Annotated in this window: 20 protein-coding genes; 9 read left to right on the forward strand and 11 right to left on the reverse strand. The window is 62.2% G+C overall.

Annotated features, from left to right (window positions below; all coding sequences use genetic code 11):
- Positions 1-41 precede the first annotated feature (41 nt).
- Positions 42-545: a SixA phosphatase family protein gene (locus NKH05_RS05730; RefSeq protein ID WP_023717817.1), complete on the reverse strand. Its 504-nt coding sequence runs from the start codon at positions 543-545 to the stop codon at positions 42-44.
- A 259-nt stretch (positions 546-804) separates the two neighbouring features.
- On the opposite strand from NKH05_RS05730, the gene dksA reads away from it, so the two are divergent.
- Positions 805-1,221 (forward strand): RNA polymerase-binding protein DksA, encoded by a 417-nt coding sequence (gene dksA / locus NKH05_RS05735; RefSeq protein WP_023717816.1) that lies wholly within the window; start codon positions 805-807, stop codon positions 1,219-1,221.
- Between the two features lie 85 nt (positions 1,222-1,306).
- Here the strand turns inward: dksA and NKH05_RS05740 are convergent, their stop codons facing one another.
- Positions 1,307-2,059 (reverse strand): flagellar biosynthetic protein FliO, encoded by a 753-nt coding sequence (locus NKH05_RS05740; RefSeq protein ID WP_031193614.1) that lies wholly within the window; start codon positions 2,057-2,059, stop codon positions 1,307-1,309.
- A 202-nt stretch (positions 2,060-2,261) separates the two neighbouring features.
- Between NKH05_RS05740 and cckA the strand changes: the two genes are divergently transcribed.
- Both cckA and NKH05_RS05750 read left to right on the forward strand, forming a co-directional pair.
- Positions 2,262-4,835 carry a cell cycle histidine kinase CckA gene (cckA, locus tag NKH05_RS05745; RefSeq protein WP_352494572.1) on the forward strand — a complete coding sequence of 858 codons (2,574 nt, stop codon included), beginning with the start codon at positions 2,262-2,264 and terminating at the stop codon, positions 4,833-4,835.
- Positions 4,836-4,918: 83 nt separating this feature from the next.
- Entirely contained in the window at positions 4,919-5,629 is a 711-nt protein-coding gene (locus NKH05_RS05750; protein WP_023717814.1) for a purine-nucleoside phosphorylase, read from the forward strand.
- Positions 5,630-5,680: 51 nt separating this feature from the next.
- Here NKH05_RS05750 and NKH05_RS05755 read toward each other — a convergent pair whose 3' ends face one another.
- Positions 5,681-6,076: a hypothetical protein gene (locus tag NKH05_RS05755; protein WP_352482241.1), complete on the reverse strand. Its 396-nt coding sequence runs from the start codon at positions 6,074-6,076 to the stop codon at positions 5,681-5,683.
- A 300-nt stretch (positions 6,077-6,376) separates the two neighbouring features.
- Here NKH05_RS05755 and urtA point away from each other — a divergent pair, with 300 nt between their 5' ends.
- The 6 genes from urtA to NKH05_RS05785 all read left to right on the forward strand — a co-directional run bounded on the left by urtA (position 6,377) and on the right by NKH05_RS05785 (position 12,560).
- Positions 6,377-7,687, forward strand: a complete 1,311-nt coding sequence (gene urtA, locus NKH05_RS05760; protein WP_352448748.1) for an urea ABC transporter substrate-binding protein — start codon at positions 6,377-6,379, stop codon at positions 7,685-7,687.
- A 100-nt stretch (positions 7,688-7,787) separates the two neighbouring features.
- On the forward strand, positions 7,788-9,404 hold the full coding sequence (urtB, locus tag NKH05_RS05765) for an urea ABC transporter permease subunit UrtB (RefSeq protein WP_352855381.1): 1,617 nt from the start codon (positions 7,788-7,790) through the stop codon (positions 9,402-9,404).
- Positions 9,401-10,633 (forward strand): urea ABC transporter permease subunit UrtC, encoded by a 1,233-nt coding sequence (urtC, locus tag NKH05_RS05770; protein WP_353025126.1) that lies wholly within the window; start codon positions 9,401-9,403, stop codon positions 10,631-10,633. Before urtB ends, urtC begins: the two co-directional genes overlap by 4 nt.
- Before the next feature lie 7 nt (positions 10,634-10,640).
- A complete protein-coding gene (gene urtD, locus NKH05_RS05775) occupies positions 10,641-11,387 on the forward strand; it encodes an urea ABC transporter ATP-binding protein UrtD (protein WP_023717809.1) in 747 nt (248 codons plus the stop codon).
- A 70-nt stretch (positions 11,388-11,457) separates the two neighbouring features.
- Positions 11,458-12,153 (forward strand): urea ABC transporter ATP-binding subunit UrtE, encoded by a 696-nt coding sequence (gene urtE / locus NKH05_RS05780; RefSeq protein WP_126041867.1) that lies wholly within the window; start codon positions 11,458-11,460, stop codon positions 12,151-12,153.
- 206 nt (positions 12,154-12,359) lie between these two features.
- Positions 12,360-12,560 (forward strand): hypothetical protein, encoded by a 201-nt coding sequence (locus tag NKH05_RS05785; RefSeq protein WP_023717807.1) that lies wholly within the window; start codon positions 12,360-12,362, stop codon positions 12,558-12,560.
- A 45-nt stretch (positions 12,561-12,605) separates the two neighbouring features.
- Here NKH05_RS05785 and NKH05_RS05790 read toward each other — a convergent pair whose 3' ends face one another.
- The 8 genes from NKH05_RS05790 to NKH05_RS05825 all read right to left on the reverse strand — a co-directional run bounded on the left by NKH05_RS05790 (position 12,606) and on the right by NKH05_RS05825 (position 19,779).
- Positions 12,606-13,412 carry a DUF72 domain-containing protein gene (locus tag NKH05_RS05790; protein WP_353025128.1) on the reverse strand — a complete coding sequence of 269 codons (807 nt, stop codon included), beginning with the start codon at positions 13,410-13,412 and terminating at the stop codon, positions 12,606-12,608.
- A gap of 29 nt (positions 13,413-13,441) precedes the next feature.
- Positions 13,442-13,912 (reverse strand): GNAT family N-acetyltransferase, encoded by a 471-nt coding sequence (locus tag NKH05_RS05795; protein ID WP_352494576.1) that lies wholly within the window; start codon positions 13,910-13,912, stop codon positions 13,442-13,444.
- A complete protein-coding gene (locus NKH05_RS05800) occupies positions 13,909-14,319 on the reverse strand; it encodes a DUF302 domain-containing protein (RefSeq protein WP_023717804.1) in 411 nt (136 codons plus the stop codon). The genes NKH05_RS05795 and NKH05_RS05800 overlap by 4 nt, the downstream gene beginning before the upstream one ends.
- Positions 14,319-17,240: an excinuclease ABC subunit UvrA gene (uvrA, locus tag NKH05_RS05805; RefSeq protein ID WP_353025130.1), complete on the reverse strand. Its 2,922-nt coding sequence runs from the start codon at positions 17,238-17,240 to the stop codon at positions 14,319-14,321. The genes NKH05_RS05800 and uvrA overlap by 1 nt, the downstream gene beginning before the upstream one ends.
- 693 nt (positions 17,241-17,933) lie before the next feature.
- Complete coding sequence (locus tag NKH05_RS05810; protein WP_352789227.1) at positions 17,934-18,227, reverse strand: hypothetical protein; 294 nt, start codon at positions 18,225-18,227, stop codon at positions 17,934-17,936.
- Between the two features lie 84 nt (positions 18,228-18,311).
- Entirely contained in the window at positions 18,312-18,917 is a 606-nt protein-coding gene (locus tag NKH05_RS05815; protein WP_352482251.1) for an ATP-dependent Clp protease proteolytic subunit, read from the reverse strand.
- A gap of 26 nt (positions 18,918-18,943) precedes the next feature.
- A complete protein-coding gene (locus NKH05_RS05820; RefSeq protein WP_023717800.1) occupies positions 18,944-19,468 on the reverse strand; it encodes an SRPBCC family protein in 525 nt (174 codons plus the stop codon).
- A complete protein-coding gene (locus NKH05_RS05825) occupies positions 19,465-19,779 on the reverse strand; it encodes an ArsR/SmtB family transcription factor (RefSeq protein ID WP_023717799.1) in 315 nt (104 codons plus the stop codon). The genes NKH05_RS05820 and NKH05_RS05825 overlap by 4 nt, the downstream gene beginning before the upstream one ends.
- Positions 19,780-19,846: the final 67 nt, after the last annotated feature.

Raw genomic sequence — 19,846 nt, forward strand, 5'->3', positions numbered from 1 at the left:
AGCCACCGATATAGGCTTTGAGGCGCGGCTTTGAAATGGCCTCAGATATCGGCAGGCGTCAGGAAGGCTTCGAGATAGCCGGCGCCAGGCGCAGCCTCCGCAAGACTGCCGTTGAACCGGACCACCGCAAGTGCGGAGGTCGGGAAGCCGTGGTTCAGCATGGCCCGCGCGGTCTCGTTGCCGTCGCCTGAGAGCGCCATGGCGAGATCCTCAATCATCGGATTGTGGCCAATGACGAGCAGGGCGTCCAGCCCGCCATTCTGCCGGACGGCAGCGAGGTACGCGGCGGCATCGTCGTTGTAGAGCGCGTCAAAGAACAGCACCCGGCCCGTGTCCGTATGGCCAGCTAAGCTTTCCAGCGTCTGGCGGGCACGCCTGGCGCTTGAGCACAGGGTGAGGCCCGGTACGTATTTGCGAGAACGCATCAGCACGCCCATCGCTTCGGCATCGGCGAAGCCAGATGTATAGAGCGGGCGGTCGAAGTCGGCGACGCCGGGCAGCGCCCAGCCGGCCTTCGCATGCCTCAGCAGGTAAAGTCTGGTCACCGGATCCCCGTTGTGCCGGGCACCGAACCCGTCAATACGCCGCAGGATTTGCCATCAGAAGAGCTCCGTGCGCAATGGCAAGCGTCCTTCAAGCATAGCGAATCATGTATGAATTCGGTCGTATTCTTCGCAAAAAGGGCATCGCGGATGCCGTTTGTCCGGGACTAACAATTGCGTGAAACAGTCGTCGATTGACCTTGTGCAGTTTTCGGTCCGCGAATATATAGGCGCCAAATTTGGGGTTTGTTGGGTGAGTCGAATGAACGACATCGTTACCGCCGATTACGTACCCTCCGAAGACGAGCCGTTCATGAACGAGCGGCAGAAATCCTACTTTCGCCTGAAGCTCGTCACCTGGAAGAACGACATCTTGCGCGAAGCGCGCGAAACTCTCGAAATCCTGCAGCAGGAAAACGCCAACCATCCCGATCTCGCCGATCGGGCTTCCTCAGAAACCGACCGCGCCATCGAACTTCGCGCCCGCGATCGCCAGCGAAAACTCATCTCGAAGATCGATTCCGCCCTCCAGCGCCTTGACGAAGGCACCTACGGCTATTGCGAGGAAACAGGCGAGCCGATCGCGCTGAAGCGGCTCGACGCGCGCCCGATCGCGACCTTGTCGATCGAGGCACAGGAGCGCCATGAGCGGCGCGAGAAGGTGTACCGCGACGACTGAGTCGGCGGGAAAAACAGAGCGGCATCGGTAAAGCGTTCAAAATGGCCGGTTTTCCGGCCATTTTCATTGGCCGTTCGCTATCAGCCTATCTTTTCTGATTGGACAACTCGCCGAGGAGCTTCGTCATCTCGTCGTCGAGAGAGGGCGATGCCTTCGCCACCGGCTTGCTCGGCGTTTGGCTGAAGCGTGGCTCGTCGAGGGAAACCTCCAGCTCCTTCATCAGCGCATCGTCGATCGACTCGTGCTGTGCCGGCGGCTCGTATCTTGCCGGGGAGTCCTGTCTTGTCGGCGGCGGCGCATGCCGTGAAGCATTGGCGTTGACGGATCCATAATTTGGCAACGGTGTGACGTTCGATGGCGGTTTCGGCGCCGGTGCCGGCATTGTTGCCGGCATTGTCGCCGTCTGGCGGGCTCGGACAGGGGTTGCGGCTACGCTTGCCGCCTGCGGCGGCGCTTGCCTCACCGGCGCGGCTGTGGTCTGAGCCGATCTTGCTGCCGGCTGGTGGCTGTTATCTCCGGTCAATGCCGGGCGGCGCAGCGCCGAGAGCCTGATGTCGCGCTCGACGACGACGTCGGTCGGACCACCGATCAAGAGCAGGTGCTCGATATCGTCGCGGCGCACCAGCACCAGCCGCCGGTGACTGTCGACCGCTGTGGCATCCATGACCGCCAGCCGCGTCTTGCGGTTCCTGCCGCCGGCGACGAATGTTCCGAAGGTCAGGCTGCGGACCAGCCTGATGATAAGAAGAATGATGAGCAGAAGGACAAGTACTGCAAACGTCCACAGGATTGCCGCGGCATAACCAGGACCCGCCACGCCATCCAGCCATTGCAGCATTGGTTCCCCCAAAATCAGCTTTCGAAGAGACGCGACACTAGACTGTTGCGGCAGGCCACCGCAAGTTGCCTTTCACGCTTCGTGAACAGCTTGAAACACCGGGAGCGGAACGGCGTCTTTTTAGCGGACATTTGCCGCCGGGCCTTTTCCCGACCCTGAGAATATGATTCAACCGACACCGGAATTCACGAGCAGGGGGAACATGGCCAAGGAAGCGCGCGGCGATTTCTATCCGGTACCTATCGTCGACCAGAACACGCGACCGGGCGCGGTCACCCGGCTCATCGTCTTCATCGTCGTCCTGACGGGGGCAGCGATCGTCTTCGGCCTTTTCCGCGAGCGACTTGGCGACCCATTCCTGCTCGGCATGCTTGGCGTGTTGGCGATGATCGGCGTCGGCTTTCTGTTCGCCACTGCGATCGGCTTCGTGCACGTCACGCCGCGCTCGACAAGCGACGAACTGTCGAAAGCTTTCGTCGATTCGATGTCGCAAGGCCTCCTGGTCACCGATACCAAAGGCCGGATCATCTACGCCAACCGGACCTATGCCGACATGACTGGCGCCGAGTCGGCCGCCGACCTCAAGACGGTCGAAGGTTTGCTTTCAGACGTTCCCGAGGCCTCAGTGACCATATACCGGCTGGCGTCAGGCCTGCGCGACGGCCAGGCGGGCGACGGCGAGTTTCGGCTCGCGCAGTCCATTCGGCCAGGCGCCGAATCGGGCGCGCGCTGGTACCGCGTCCGGGCCCGCGCGTTCAGCGTTCCAGGCCAGCGGCTGCCCATGCTTGCTTGGCAGCTTGCTGATATCTCGCGGGAACGGGCCGAGCAGGAGCGGTTCTTTCTCGACCTGCAAAAGGCCATCGATCACCTCGACCACGCGCCGGCCGGTTTCTTTTCGGCCGACCAGGAAGGCCGCGTCACCTATATCAACGCGACCCTTGCGGAGTGGCTGGGCATCGACCTGGCCAGCTTCACCCCCGGCGCCATCACGCTGCCGGAGATCGTCGCCGGCGACGGCATGGCGCTGGTCCGTTCGGTCAAGGCCGACGCGGGTACCACGCGCAATGCCGTTATCGATCTCGATCTGACGACGATGACCGGGGAGGCGTTGCCGGTGCGCTTCATGCATCGTGTTTCGGCCAGCCGAGAGGGGCTCAACGGCCCGACTCGCACCATCGTGCTCAACCGGACGCAAGGCGAGGACGCTTCGGCCGACCTTCGCGCCTCGGAAATACGCTTCACGCGATTCTTCAACTCGACGCCGATGGCGATTGCCGGCGTCGACCATGCCGGTCGCATCCTGCGCACCAATGCGCCGTTCCTGTCGCTATTTTCCTCGGTCGTCGACCGCGACGCGGTCGATCGGCGTGTGCGGCTGGATACGGTGATCCACGAGCGCGACCGGCCGGCCTTCGCCGCGGCGTTCGAAAAGGCACGCCAGCAACAGGCTGATATCGAGCCGATCGATACGGTGCTGCCCGGCAATGAGGAACGACACATACGCTTCTACGTCAATGCGGTCGCAGACGGCACCGGCGGCGAGGGCGCCGAGGAATCGGCCATCGTCTATGCCGTCGAGACCACCGAGCAAAAGGCCCTCGAGGGCCAGATGGCGCAGAGCCAGAAGATGCAGGCGGTCGGCCAGCTCGCCGGCGGCATCGCGCATGATTTCAACAATGTGCTGACCGCCATCATCATGGCCTCAGACCTGCTTTTGACCAACCACCGGCCGTCCGATCCGTCGTTCCCGGACATCATGAACATCAAGCAGAATGCCAACCGGGCGGCCTCGCTGGTGCGGCAGTTGCTGGCCTTCTCGCGCAAGCAGACGCTGCGACCGGAGGTGCTCAACCTGACCGACGTGCTCGCCGACCTAAGGATGCTGCTTGCCCGTCTGGTCGGCAACGATATCAAGCTCAAGATCGACCATGGCCGCGACCTGTGGCCGGTCAGGGTCGATATCGGGCAGTTCGAGCAAGTGGTGGTCAATCTGGCGGTCAATGCGCGCGATGCGATGCCGGCCGGCGGCGACCTCACCGTTCGCACCCGCAACGTCAGCGCCGGGGAATGCAAGACCTTTTCCTATCGCGAACTTACTCCGGCCGACTATGTGCTGGTCGAGGTCGAGGACAGCGGCAGCGGTATCGCGCCTGATGTGCTGAAAAAGATCTTTGAGCCCTTCTTCACGACAAAGGAGGTTGGCAAGGGAACGGGCCTCGGCCTGTCCATGGTCTATGGCATCATCAAGCAGACAGGCGGCTTCATCTTCTGCGATTCCGAAGTCGGCAAGGGATCCCTGTTCCGCATCTTCCTGCCGCGGCACATTGCGGAGGCAAGGAAGGCGGGCGAGGCTGGAGAAGTGCCGGCCGCACCTGCCAAGATCGCCGACTCAGCCAAGGATCTGTCGGGCTCGGCCACGGTGCTGCTGGTCGAGGACGAGGACGCCGTACGCATGGGCGGCATGCGTGCACTAAAGTCGCGCGGCTACACCGTCCACGAGGCGTCGTCGGGCGTCGAGGCGCTTGAAGTCTACGAAGCGCTCGGCGGCAAGGTCGACATCGTGGTCTCAGACGTGGTGATGCCGGAAATGGACGGCCCGACGCTGCTTGGCGAATTGCGCAAGCGGCAGCCCGACATCAAGTTCATCTTCGTGTCCGGATATGCGGAAGACGCATTCGCCAAGAACTTGCCGGCCGACGCACATTTCGGCTTTTTGCCCAAGCCGTTTTCGCTCAAGCAATTGGCCACGATCGTCAAGGACATGCTGGAATCCTGACCCTTCCAATGCTCCGCTTGCGCAATGCCGTGAGACTGCCATGATTGCAGGCGAAACGGGCGACGGGTTTTGGAAAGCATGCCGTGACGCCACACAACGAGGCCAGCAAGGGCGACTATGCAAGCACGGTGCTGCTGCCGGGCGATCCGCAGCGCGCAGAATGGATGGCGCAGACTTTTCTGGAGGCGCCGCGCTGCGTCAACCGCCGCCGCGGCGCGCTTGGTTTTACCGGCCTGTTTCGCGGCAAGCCTATCAGCATCCAGTCCACCGGCATCGGCGTCCCGTCATTCCTGGTCTACGTGCACGAGCTGCTGGATTTCTATGGTGCGAAAACACTGATCCGCACCGGCACCTGCGGCGGGCTGACCGCCGAGCTGGCGCTGCGCAGTCTGGTGATCGCGCAATCGGTGCGCGGTGAAAGCTCAGAAAGCGTTCAGAGTTTCGGGCTCTATCGTGCCAACGCCAGCCCCGATCCGGCATTGTTGGCCCAGGCGTTGACCCGGGCCGCCGAACTCGGCATCGACCAGCGGGCCGGCCTGACCATCTGCAGCGATATTTTTTATCATCCGCAGGGGCGTGAGCGCTTTGCCGAAGCGCAGGCACAGGGCGCGCTCGCCGTGGACATGGAAACCAGCGCGCTCTACCGCATCGCGGCCGATTTTGGTGCCCGGGCACTGTCGATCCTGACCGTCGTCGACAATGTGGCAACCGGCGAGCAGACCGACTATGCAGAACGCCAGGGGCTTTTCACCAATATGACCCGGCTGGCGCTCGACGTGGCGGCGGAGAGCTAGGCGGCTCTCTGCCTTCCGGTGCTAATTCTCACGAGGTTGCGCATATTTTTTTCAACGTTTGGTGCAGGTCGAGGCGGTAAAGGCACCGTCCGGCTGCTTCATGATGATGTCGAAGGAGGGGGTGGTTCCGCTTTCCAGCGTCGCTTGCGTAAGCGAGATCGAGTTGCCGCCGCTGGTGTAGCCGCCCAGCGGACCCAGCCAAGTGATCACCCCGTCTGCATCCATCTGGTAGTTATAACTCTGCCGCGCGGTGCCGAAGCTCACCGGACCGCTATAGACGTTTCCCTTGATGGTGATGTCGCCGAGGCTGAGGAACATGCCAAGCAGATAGACTTCGCAATGATAGGGGCCGTCCGGCAGCTTGCCGTCGCTGAAGCCGGCGCGCGCTACAGTCGTCGTCGCCAGCAGAAGCATGGTGATGAAAATGCAAGACGTTCGGAAGGCCATGGCGTCGCTCGTTTAAGGGTTCGAACTTGCCCCATTTCGCTGCGGCGCTGCAATCCTCGCCAGTGCTCTTGTGATGCTGCTCAAAATTCGGGCATTGGCCCGTACATGAGTAAAACTTAGGCTGATACGGGTGATCTTTTCTCAGTTCGAACCTGGCAGGCGAGGTTCATCTCCTGCGCCTAATACATTAACCGACTGACAGAGCTGGGAAATCTCAGATCTTCCGATCTTGCTCCGGCAATTGGCACAGCCGTTGCATGGTCTGTTCCGATGCAGTAACCAGCTTGGGAGTTTAAAAGCATGAGGGGCAGTTTCTCGACAATAACAAAAATGTTTTCGGCCGGCGTGGTCACCGCCGGCCTGCTGATGAGCATTCCCGCCAAGGCGGCCGACGACACCATCAAGGTCGGTATCCTCCATTCGCTGTCGGGAACCATGGCGATCTCGGAGACGACGCTAAAGGACGCCATGCTGATGCTCATCGAAGAGCAGAATGCCAAGGGTGGCCTGCTCGGCAAGAAGCTCGAGGCGGTGGTCGTCGATCCGGCTTCCAACTGGCCGCTGTTCGCAGAAAAAGCGCGCGAGCTGATCTCGAAGGACAAGGTCGCGGCGGTGTTCGGCTGCTGGACCTCGGTGTCGCGCAAATCGGTGCTGCCGGTGTTCAGCGAACTCGACAACATCCTGTTCTACCCGGTTCAATATGAGGGCGAGGAGAGCGAGCGCAACGTGTTCTACACCGGTGCGGCGCCGAACCAGCAAGCCATTCCCGCGGTCGACTATCTGATGAGCGAGGATGGCGGTTCGGTGAAGCGCTGGGTGCTCGAAGGCACCGACTATGTCTATCCGCGCACCACCAACAAAATTCTTGAAGCCTATCTGAAGGCGAAGGGCGTTGCTGCCGAAGACATCATGGTCAACTATACGCCGTTCGGCTTCTCCGACTGGCAGACCGAAGTCTCGGCAATCAAGAAGTTCGGCTCGGCTGGCAAGAAGACCGCTGTCGTCTCGACCGTCAACGGCGACGCCAACGTGCCGTTCTACAAGGAACTCGGCAATCAGGGCATCAAGGCCGAGGATATTCCGGTCATGGCCTTCTCGGTTGGTGAGGAAGAGCTTGCCGGTCTCGACACCGCGCCGCTCGTCGGCCATCTCGCCGCCTGGAATTATTTCGAGAGCGTCGACACGCCCGAGAACGCGAAGTTCATCGCCGATTGGCACAAATTCATCAAGAACGACAAGCGCACCACCAACGACCCAATGGAAGCCCACTATATCGGCTTCAACATGTGGGTGAAGGCGGTAGAGAAGGCCGGTACCACCGATCCGGACAAGGTCATCGACGCCATGGTCGGTGTCTCGGTGCCGAACCTGACCGGCGGTTATTCGACCATGATGCCGAACCATCATATCACCAAGCCGGTGCTGATCGGCGAAATCCAGGCCGACGGCCAGTTCGAAACCGTCTCGCAGACGCCGGGCCTGGTGATGGGCGACGAGTGGTCCGACTACCTGCCTGATTCCAAGGACCTGATCTCCGATTGGCGCGCGCCTCTATCCTGCGGCAACTTCAACGTTGCCACCGGCAAATGCGGCGGCAAGGGAACCAACTAATCCTCCCGGTCTGTCCTCCCAGACCGCAAAGCCTCCGGGCGGGCTCCTTCTCCAGCCTGCCCGGAGGCGACATTCAACCTCCAAGAGCCACCAGAAACCGATGATCCTGATCCGCGCGATTGGCCTGATGCTGCTGCTCCTCCTGGGGGCGCTGCTGCCGTCGAACGCCAGCGAAGCAGATCTGCGCGCCGTCATCGCCAAATTCGCCACTGCCGCCAATTTTCCGGCGATCGAAGCCGTCGTGCGCGAGCTTGCGGCTTCCGGCGATCCGGCCGTCGAACGGCCGCTTGCCGCGCTTGCGGAGGGCAGCCTTTACGTCCGCAAGGCCGATTCACTGGTCTTTGTCGGCAAGGAGAGCGGCGACGGTATTGAGCTGCTCGATGCGCTCACCGGCGAAAAATCGGGCGAAGCTGCCAAGGCCGACATCACCAAGATCAAAGTCAACAACACGCTGCGCCGCGTCATCCGCGACGCGCTGGGCACACTGACGCTTGGCTCCAAGGACCCGGCCGTGCGCATTGCCGCCGCCGACACCATGTTCAAGACGCCGGACGCGGCAAACATCGAGCCGCTCGACACCGCCATCGCCAATGAGAGCGTGGCAAGCGTCAAGGCGCTGCTCGAACATGCCCGCGCCGCGTCGGTTCTCGTTTCCGACAGGCTGGAGGCCGACAAACTGGCGGCTATCGCTCTCATCGGCGCGCGCGGCGACCGCGATGCGGTGTCGCTGCTCACGTCTGTAGAGGCCAATTCCGAAGGTGCGGTGAAGGACGCGGCGACGGCTGCGATCGCCAATATCAATTCGACGCTGGCGCTGTGGGATGCCGGCCAGAATATCTGGTACGGCATATCGCTCGGATCGGTGCTGCTGCTGGCGGCGATTGGCCTGGCCATCACCTTCGGCGTCATGGGCGTCATCAACATGGCGCATGGCGAGATGGTCATGCTCGGTGCCTACACGACCTTCGTCGTGCAGGAGGTGATCCGGAATTCCTTTCCCGGTCTGTTCGACTGGTCGCTGGTCATCGCCTTGCCGCTGGCCTTCCTAGTGGCGGCGCTCGTCGGCCTTGTCATTGAGCGCGGGCTGATCCGCTTCCTCTACGGCCGGCCGCTGGAGACGCTGCTGGCGACATGGGGTGTGTCGCTGATCCTGCAGCAGGCCGTACGCACCATCTTCGGGCCGACCAACCAGGAGGTAGGCAACCCGTCATGGATGTCCGGCTCGTTCAATATCGGCCAGCTTGCCGTGACATGGAACCGGCTCTGGATCCTGGTATTCGCGCTTGGCGTGTTCGCGGTGCTGCTCTACGTGATGAAGCGCACGCCTTGGGGGCTGCAGATGCGTGCCGTCACCGCCAACCGCCGCATGGCCGCCTCGATGGGCATCAGGACGCCGTGGGTCGACGCCCTGACGTTTGCACTCGGCTCCGGCATTGCCGGCATAGCCGGTGTCGCGCTCAGCCAGATCGACAACGTCTCGCCCAATCTCGGTCGTGGCTACATCATCGATAGCTTCATGGTCGTCGTCTTCGGCGGTGTCGGCAATCTCTGGGGCACGCTGGTCGGCGCCTTCTCGCTCGGCATCGTCAACAAGTTCCTCGAACCTTATGCCGGAGCGGTGCTCGGCAAGATCGTCGTCCTGGTGCTGATCATCCTGTTCATCCAGAAACGCCCGCGCGGCTTGTTTGCGCTCAAGGGCAGGTCGGTGGAAGCATGATCACGGGACGTTTCTTTGCCGCCGGCGCCGATCGTCGCGTCGCCATCACCATCTTCGTCCTGCTGGCGGCCGCCATCGTCGTGCCGCTGCTCAACCTTGCGGTCTCGCCGACAAGTTCCTTCTACGTGCCGTCTTATATCGTGGCGCTCACCGGCAAATATCTCTGCTACGCACTGCTCGCCTTGGCGCTCGATCTCGTCTGGGGCTATTGCGGCATCCTCTCACTCGGCCACGGCGCCTTCTTCGCGCTCGGCGGCTATGCGACGGGCATGTACCTGATGCGCCAGATCGGCTCGCGAGGCGTCTACGGCAATCCGCTGCTGCCCGACTTCATGGTGTTCCTGAACTACAAGGAATTGCCGTGGTTCTGGTATGGCTTCGACCATTTCTGGTTCGCGGCGATCATGGTGCTTGCGGTGCCCGGCCTGCTCGCCTTCGTCTTCGGCTGGTTTGCCTTCCGCAGCCGCGTCACCGGCGTCTATCTGTCGATCATCACCCAGGCGATGACCTATGCGCTGCTGCTTGCCTTTTTCCGCAACGACATGGGTTTCGGCGGCAATAACGGCCTGACCGATTTCAAGGACATTCTAGGCTTCAACGTGCAGGCCGACATGACACGCTCGGCGCTGTTCGCGGCCAGCGCCGTCATGCTCGCGTTTGCCGTCTTCGTCACCTGGGCAATCGTCGGTTCCAAATACGGCAAGCTTTTGATGGCGGTGCGCGACGCCGAAAGCCGCACGCGCTTTCTCGGCTGGCGGGCGGAGAACGTCAAACTGTTCGCCTTCACCGTGTCGGCGGTGATGGCCGGCATCGCCGGTGCGCTTTACGTGCCGCAAGTCGGCATCATCAACCCTGGCGAGTTCGAGCCGTCCAATTCGATCGAGGTGGTGGTGTGGGCGGCCGTCGGCGGGCGCGGCACCATCGTCGGACCGATCATTGGCGCGCTTCTGGTCAATGCCGGTAAATCCTGGTTCACCGGCGTGCTGCCGGAGTTCTGGCTGTTTGCGCTGGGCGGCCTGTTTGTCGCCGTCACGCTGTTCCTGCCCAAGGGCATCATCGGCATGTGGGATTCCTGGCGCGGCAATGCCAAGGCGCTGCGGGCAGCCTCGATTGCCGAGGAAGCCGGCACCGATCCTGACACGCCGGTGCCGCCGAAAACCGATCGCTCGGCGGCGAGAAGGCCGGGCGACTGGTCGGCCTCCGGTGCCGAACCGCAGCCGGCGGAGTGATGGCCTGATGTCGAAGAGCAACACCATCCTCTATCTCGACGGCGTGTCGGTTTCCTTCGATGGTTTTCGCGCCATCAACAACCTGTCGCTGGTGCTCGACAAGGGCGAGATGCGGGCGATCATCGGCCCCAACGGCGCCGGCAAGACGACGATGATGGACATCGTCACCGGCAAGACGCGGCCCGACGCGGGCGAGGTCTTCTTCGACGGCGAGGTCGACCTGACTAAACACGACGAGGCCGAAATCGCCATGATGGGCATCGGCCGTAAATTCCAGAAGCCGACCGTCTTCGAAAGCCACACGATCGAGGACAATCTGATGCTGGCGCTGAAAGGCCCGCGCTCGATCTTCCCGGCACTGTTCCATCGTCGCTCGGCCGCGGAAGCGCGGCAGATCGACGACATTCTCGGCATCATCCGGCTTGGCGACAAGCGCGACGAACTCGCCGCCAATTTGAGCCATGGCCAAAAACAATGGCTCGAGATCGGCATGCTTTTGGCGCAGGATCCGAAGCTGCTGCTGGTCGACGAACCGGTTGCCGGCATGACAGACGCCGAGACTGAGGAAACCGCGCGGCTGCTTAGAGACATCGCGCGCGACCATTCGGTCATCGTCGTCGAGCACGACATGCATTTCGTGCGCGAGCTCGGCGTCAAGGTTACCTGCCTGCACGAAGGCTCGGTACTTTCCGAGGGCTCGCTCGACTTCGTTTCGGCCGACGAGCGCGTCGTCGAAGTCTACCTGGGGAGATGAGCATGGTCTGGCGCGTTCCGTTCCATCATTTCGACCTTTCGTTTTTCAGGCGTTGGAGAAAGCGCTGACCATGCTCGAAGTCTCCAATGCCACGCTGCATTACGGCGCCGCCCAGGCGCTGCGCGGCGTCTCGCTAAAGGCCGGCGCCGGCAAGATCACCTGTGTGCTCGGCCGCAACGGCGTCGGCAAAACCAGTTTGATGAGATCGATCGTCGGCCATCACCGGCTGACGAGCGGAAGTGTTGCCTTCGAGGGGAAGGCGCTCGACCGGAGCGCGGCGTATGATCGCGCCCGGTCGGGCATCGCATTCGTGCCGCAGGGCAGGGAGATCTTTCCACTGCTTACGGTGCGGGAAAACCTCGAATCGGGATTCGCGCCGCTGAAGCGCGCCGACCGCAACATTCCCGGTCACGTCTTCGAGCTGTTTCCGGTGCTGAAGCAGATGCTCGCGCGCCGCGGCGGCGATCTGTCCGGCGGCCAGCAGCAGCAGCTTGCCATCGGCAGGGCACTGGTGATGCGGCCGAAACTGCTGGTGCTCGACGAGCCGACCGAAGGCATCCAGCCGTCGATCATCAAGGATATCGGCCGCGCCATCCGCTATCTGCGCGACCAAGCCGGCATTGCCGTGCTTTTGGTCGAACAATATCTCGATTTCTGCCGGGAATTGGCCGACGAGGTCAATATCATGGACCGCGGCCAGATCGTCCATACCGGCCCCGCCGAGGATCTCGACCGGGCGGACGTGCGGAAATTCCTGACCGTCTGAATTCTTATTGATTCTATTACTTTGCAACTCTGGCGCGCCGAAGATTGCGTGCTAGATTTTGCTTGGCCTTGGTGAGTCGGCCGCTTTCCGTACCAGTTCCAAATTGGCAGATCAGGGGAAGGCGCGGGCCGCTTGCGCGCAAGCCGCTCCCTCCAGCGATCTGTTGTCGTCCAACATTTCGGGTGCTTGGGAGCCAGGGCCAGACGATGGAGCGCTATGTCGAGGACTACCAGAAACGACGGCTCACGGAGCGTGTCGACATCATAACCGCCATCAACATTCTGAAATCGCAGGGATATGAACACGACGAACTTATCGCGGAGATCACCAAGGTCTTCTATGTCGATCTCGATGCTTTCAACGAGATCGTCAGGGTTGATCGGCGTCCGGACGAGCGCGCCGCATAGGCGGTAATCTAGGAGCCGGCCAGCCGGACCGCCGACAGCGGGGCGTCAGCCTGCGACCCGCTTCATCAGCGCGATGGCGCCGAATGGAGCGCGGACCTTGCCCTCGGTGATGAAGTAGACGAACACGTCGCGTGGCTTGACCGGCGCGTCGGTTGAAGGGTCGGCGTGGGGCAGGTCGGTCGGAACCTTTCCATCAGCCCAGGTCTTGGCACGGGCCGCCCATTCGTCGAGCGCCTTGGGCGTATAGCAATCGGGATTGTCGTCGCTGCCGGTCTGCAGCCGCGCATAGATGAAATCGCCGGTGACGTCGGCAATCGCTGGATATTTAGCATGATCAGCAAAAACGATCGCCACCTTGTGCTTGCGAGCCAAGGCGGCGAACTCGGGCACGACGAAGCTGTCGTTGCGCACCTCGACCGCGTGGCGCAGCGCAACGCCGTCCTGCTTCTCAGGCAATAGCTTGAGGAAGGCCTCGAAGTCGTCCGGGTCGAATTTCTTGGTCGGCGCGAACTGCCACAAGATCGGCCCAAGCTTGTCACCAAGTGCCGCGACGCCCGACCCGAGGAAGCGCGTCACCGATTCGCCGGCCTCGCCGAGCACGCGGCGGTTGGTGACGAAGCGGTTGCCCTTCAGCGAATAGACGAAACCATCCGGCGCCTCGTTGGCCCATTTGACGAAGGTCGGTTCCTTGAAGCTCGAATAATAGGTGCCGTTGACCTCGATGGTCGGCACCTGCCGGCTGGCGTAATTCAGCTGCTTGGCCTTCGACAATTTGTCCGGGTAGAAGGACGTGTCCCAGGGCTCGAAGGTCCAGCCGCCCATGCCAGCGCGGATTGTTCCTGATTGAGTCATGGTAGTCCTCCCGGTTTGCAGAAAAAGGATCACGCGATGGCGGTCGTCTCGACGGCTTTCGCCATGTCGACGACCGTCCATCCTGGCCGATATGGATTGGGCCGGCGACCCGTTTCGCGAAAGCCGTAGGCCTTATACAACGAAACGTTCCGTTCCATTCTGGAATTGGTGTAGAGTCGGATTTCAGGCAAGCTCCACAGGCGCGTCTGTTGCTCGGCCCAGTCGAGCAGCGCTATGCCGAAACCCTTGCCTTGAAAGGCGGGCGCAACGGCGACGCTGAAGATCACTGTGTGGTCATCGTGCCGTTCGAGAACGATCAGGCCGGCCGGCTGTCCGTACTGCTCCGAAAGCCAGACCTCGCCGCGTTCTATGCGCGGCGCATAGTCCTCGGTGACGGGGATCGGCGGCGCTCCGAACAGGGCAGTGTAGGGCGCGTAGGCGTCGGTGGTGAGCGAGATCACCGTAGGGAGATCATCGGCCCGAGCGGCTCTCATGATCAAAACTGGCCCGCGCCGGCAGCGGCCGCAATCACCTTGTCCATGCCGGCGGCGATCGCAGCGACGGCATTGCGACTAGCGTCGCCCAAGCCGTGGCGTTCCGCCAGCCAGTGTGCGTCATTGTAGGAGAGCCAGACCTTGCCTTGCTCGTCCTCCCAGGCCAACGCCTTGACCGGCAGATCGATGCCGGCAAGCTGCCGGTCCTGCATCAGTGGCGTACCGCCTTTGGGATTGCCGAAAATCAGGAGTTGGGTTGGACGCAGTGATGTTTCGACATTGCGCGCACCGGCGGCGTGGTCAATGCGGGCGAAGACCAGCAATCCTGCACGTTCCACAGTCTCGACCAGGCGATCGATGGTTTCGGCCACGCCGAAGCTGCTTTGGACCGTGATGAGACCGTTCTTTGCCATCACTCCGCCGCTTCGCGCTTGCCTCCGGGGCGCCGCTCCAGCAATTCCCTCAGGAACTGCCCGGTATAGCTGCGCTTTTCGCGAACGATGTCCTCCGGCGTGCCGGACGCCACCAGCTCGCCGCCGCCGTCACCACCTTCGGGGCCAAGATCGAGAACCCAGTCAGCGGTCTTGATCACCTCTAGATTGTGCTCGATGACGACGACCGTGTTGCCCTGGTCGACCAGCTCGTGCAGCACTTCAAGCAGCTTGGCGACATCGTGGAAATGCAGGCCGGTGGTCGGTTCGTCGAGGATGTAGAGCGTTTTGCCGGTTGCCTTGCGCGACAGTTCCTTGGCGAGCTTGATGCGCTGCGCTTCGCCGCCCGATAAAGTCGTCGCCTGCTGGCCAACATGGATGTAGCCGAGGCCGACCCGTTTCAGCGTCTCCAGCTTGTCGCGCACGCCGGGCACGGCGGCGAAGAAATCGACGCCTTCCTCGACCGTCATGTCGAGCACGTCGGCGATGGACTTGCCCTTGAACAGCACGTCGAGCGTCTCGCGGTTGTAGCGCTTGCCGTGGCAGACATCACAGGTGACATAGACGTCGGGCAGAAAATGCATCTCGATCTTGATGACGCCGTCGCCCTGGCAGGCCTCGCAGCGGCCGCCCTTGACGTTGAACGAGAAACGGCCCGGCTGGTAGCCGCGCGCCTTGGCCTCCGGCAGGCCGGCGAACCAGTCGCGGATCGGCGTGAAGGCGCCGGTATAGGTTGCAGGGTTGGAGCGCGGGGTGCGCCCGATCGGCGACTGGTCGATATCGATGACCTTGTCGAGGAATTCCAGCCCTTCGATGCGGTCGTGATCGGCAGGATGCTCACGCGAGCCCATGATGCGGCGTGACGCCGCCTTGAACAAGGTCTCGATCAGGAAGGTCGACTTGCCGCCGCCGGACACGCCGGTGACGGCGGTAAACGTGCCGAGCGGGATTTCAGCGGTGACGTTCTTCAGATTGTTGCCGCGCGCGCCGACGATCTTCAGCCGGCGGTTCTTTTTCGCCTCGCGCCGAACCGCAGGCGTCGCCACTTCGAGCTCGCCCGACAGATATTTGCCGGTGATCGAGGCGGGAGTCGCCATGATCTGCTGCGGTGTGCCCTGGGCGATGATGTGACCGCCATGGATGCCGGCGGCCGGGCCGATATCGACGACGTAGTCGGCATGCAGGATGGCATCCTCGTCGTGCTCGACGACGATGACCGTGTTGCCGATGTCGCGCAGATGCTTCAGCGTGTCGAGCAGGCGGGCATTGTCGCGCTGATGCAGGCCGATCGACGGCTCGTCGAGCACGTAGAGCACGCCGGTCAGGCCGGAGCCGATCTGCGAAGCGAGGCGGATGCGCTGGCTCTCGCCGCCCGACAGCGTGCCGGAGTTGCGCGACAGCGTCAGATAGTCGAGACCGACATCGTTGAGGAAGCGCAGCCGCTCGCGGATTTCCTTGAGCACGCGCACTGCGATCTCGTTCTGCTTGTCGTTAAGCGAAGCAGGCAAATCGGTGAACCACTGGTCAGCCTTGCGGATCGACAGCTCGGTGACCTCGCCAATGTGCTTGCCGGCGATCTTGACTGCGAGCGCCTCGGGCTTCAGCCGGTAGCCGCGGCAGGCCGGGCAGGGCGTGGCCGACATGAAGCGCTCGATCTCCTCGCGCATCCAGGCGGATTCGGTTTCCTTCCAGCGGCGCTCGAGATTGGGGATGACGCCCTCGAAGGTCTTGGTCGTCTTGTAGGAGCGCAGCCCGTCATCATACTGGAAGGCGATTTCGCGCTCGCCAGTGCCGTGCAGGATGGCTTGCTTTGCCTCTTCGCTCAAATCCTTGAACTTGTCGCCGAGCTTGAAGCCATAGGCAACGCTCAGCGCTTCCAGCGTCTGCGCATAATAGGGTGAGGTCGACTTCGCCCACGGGCTGACGGCGCCGGCACGCAGCGAGACATTCTCGTCGGGCACGACCAGGCTGGCGTCAATGGCGCGCTGGCTGCCGAGCCCGTCACAGGTCGGGCAGGCGCCGAACGGATTGTTGAACGAGAACAGCCTGGGCTCGATCTCGGGAATGGTGAAGCCGGACACCGGGCAGGCGAATTTTTCCGAGAACAGCATGCGCTCATGCGTCTCGTTCTTCGACTTGTTGACCGAATCCTCGCCGGTCTGGCTGGCGTCGAGCGGCTTGTCGGCAAATTCCGCCACCGCCAGCCCGTCGGCCAGCTTCAGCGCAGTCTCGATGGAATCGGCGAGCCGCGTCGCCAGATCGCCGCGCACGACGATGCGGTCGACGACGACGTCGATGTCGTGCTTGTACTTCTTGTCCAGCGCCGGCACGTCGGCGATCTCGTAGAAGACGCCGTCGACCTTGACGCGCTGAAAACCCTTTTTCTGCAGCTCGAGCAGTTCCTTGCGGTACTCGCCTTTGCGGCCGCGCACCATCGGTGCCAGGATGAACAGCCGGGTGCCCTCTTCGACCGCAAGCACCCGGTCGACCATCTGCGAAACCGTCTGGCTCTCGATCGGCAGGCCGGTGGCCGGCGAATAGGGGATGCCGACGCGGGCGAACAAAAGCCGCATATAATCGTAGATCTCGGTGACGGTGCCGACCGTCGAGCGCGGGTTCTTCGAGGTGGTCTTCTGCTCGATGGAGATGGCCGGCGACAGGCCGTCGATCTGGTCGACGTCCGGCTTCTGCATCATCTCGAGGAATTGCCGTGCGTAGGCCGAAAGGCTCTCGACATAGCGGCGCTGGCCTTCGGCATAGATAGTGTCGAAGGCAAGCGACGACTTGCCGGACCCCGACAGGCCGGTCATGACAATCAGGCTGTCACGCGGCAGGTCGAGATCGACATTCTTCAGATTGTGTTCGCGTGCCCCGCGAATGGAGAGATATTTATGGTCGGCCATCGCCGGTCGCCGCCTCAGAATCTGGAATTCGTGGGATGGGCGGGTTTTCCCGACCACCCCCTATGTAGGTAATTTCGCCGCCTTTTCGAGAGACGCCACAACTCTCGACCAATGCGTTTAACCGCCTTTCGCGCGAACGGGCAAGCGGAAAGAACAAAGGCCGAACACGCTCCTGACAAAAGCTGCCCGTACAGCCGGCTTCACAATGCGTCTCGCGATCACATTTTTCGGTAATCGGCTATTCAAGGTTGACGTCCATGCGTCACGGGGGCAGACTCCAAACGTCAACGAAGCCGGCCGTCTTTTGATGGCCTCGCGGCCTGGGGCTAGCCTGTGAGACGCCGCGGGTTATGCGATGAGCGCTTCGACGACGACAGTCGCAACGAACAGAAGGAGAGCAGAGGCATGACTCCACCGGACAGTTCCTTGAGGCTCCACGTGTCGCTGGAGCCGCGGCAGGTATAAGTAGCCAGGTCAGGCAGCGCTACCTGCCAACGTTGACCTGCCGATCCCCACAACAATCAGAGACTGCTAGTCGGATCGTCGGCTGAATGCCGCGAAGCATCCGAAATAAAAAGCCGGCAGTACACTCCCGGCAATTTGGATTTCAGATCCAAGAGGCCCCGTCAGTTGCACAAGCAATGGCGGGGCTGTTCGTTTGAAGCGCACATTTGCGGTGCATACCAGGCGAACTTAGCGGCTGGGAGGCCTGATCCCGCCGGTGGCGACATCGATGGTGATGCTACCGGAAATCCGAACTTCGGTATCGCCGATCTTGAATGTGCCGTAGCCGCTGCTGGGAACCGCCCCGTCGGGCTCGGGCTGCAGCGCTGGCTCGGCGATGCGATAGTCGCTGGTCACACCGGGCAGGGCGCCCCTTTGCGCCGATGTCGAATTATCTTGGGCAAATGCCGTGCCCACCAGCATGTTCGTGCCCACAATGGCGGCAATGGCAAGGTATAGGCTGGGTGAACGGCTGGCGGTCATCACCTGACTATAGTGCGGCGATAGCGCCGAAGCCAGACCGGCGGCGCTGAAAGTTGCCGGCCCTTATATCGCTTCGAAGGTGCTTCACGCGGCCTGTTTGCGAGTGTCGAAAACATGGTCGACGAGGCCCCAATCCTTCGCCTCCTGCGCGGTCATGAAAAAGTCGCGGTCGAGCGTGCGTTCCACTTCTTCGTAGGTGCGGCCGCAATGCTGGGCGTAAAGATCGGTCATGCGCCGCTTGGTGCGAAGGATGCCCTCGGCATGGCGCTGGATGTCGGAGGCCTGGCCCTGGAAACCCCCGAGAGGCTGATGCAGCACGATGCTGGCGTTGGGCAATGCGATGCGCCGCCCCGGCGTGCCCGCCATCAAGAGGAACGAGGCCATCGAGGCGGCGAAGCCCATACAAACGGTGGAGACCGGGCAGCTGATGTACTGCATCGTGTCGTAGATGGCGAAACCGCTGGTCACCACGCCGCCCGGCGAGTTGATGTAGAGCGAGACCTCCTTGTCGGGATTGTCGGATTCCAGCGACAGAAGCTGGGCGCAGACCAGCGCCGAGGTGCCGTCGTCGATCGGGCCGTTGATGAAGACGATGCGCTCGCGCAGCAGCCGCGAAAATATGTCGAAGGCGCGTTCGCCGCGGCTCGACTGCTCGATCACCATCGGCACCAGATTGGCAAGGCCGCTCATCGTTTCTCTCCGTTGACTATTGTCGTTCAGGCCGCGCGCAGGAAGAGGCGCGGGATGTTGGCGGCGATCTGCTTGTGCCTGGGATTGCGCGCTTCAAACGAAAGCCGACAGCCGGCGCCTGCCATCGCGATCTCCGGCATCGCTGCCCGAGCAAAACCATCATGGACGATGCGCAGATGCGTGCCGCCGGAAACGGTGCGATCGAGCGTAAAGGTGACGATGCTGTCCACCGGGCTGTCGTCCATTGGGCTGTCCACCGGGCTGCCGGGCGGCGCCTGTGTATCGCCGGGCGCCGGCCGTTCTCGCCAGGAATAGCGCAGCAGCCGTCCGGGATCGGCGTCGAGGATTTCGCATTCGATCGGCGCCTCCGGCGCTTTAAAGGCAAAGCGGCTACCGATCTTTGGTTCAATGTCGTTCGGCATCATCCAGGCCGCGAGCAGGTCCGGCACCGTCAGCGCCCGCCACACCTTTTCCGGCGGCTCCGGCAGCTCGCACTCGAACTCGATCTTGTCTGCCGCCATTTCCGCGCGTTCTTTGCCTCGGCTGGTCATTGGTCCATGTCCTTCAAAACCGTCTTGAGCCTTTCGATGCGCTCTGGCCAGAACGCGCGGTAGCGTTCGATCCAGCCGAGCAGTGGCGCAAGCCCCTTCGGATCGGCGCGGTAATAGGCGTTGCGACCGGCCCGGCGCTCGACCACGAGGCCGGCGCCGCGCAGCACGGCGAGGTGTTGCGATACCGCCGGCTGCGATACCGGCATGCCAGTGCGCAGTTCCGACACCGTCATCTCGCCGCCGGCGAGCCGCTCATAGACGGCGCGACGCGTCGGATCGGCCAGTGCCCGAAAAATCTCTGCTTCGATCATGTCAAAAGCATAAGTCGATACTTATCGGTTTGGCAAGCCGTGTTTTTAAGACAGGCGGTGTTTTTTA

The organism is Mesorhizobium sp. M1399, assembly GCF_040317735.1.
Taxonomy (GTDB): domain Bacteria; phylum Pseudomonadota; class Alphaproteobacteria; order Rhizobiales; family Rhizobiaceae; genus Mesorhizobium.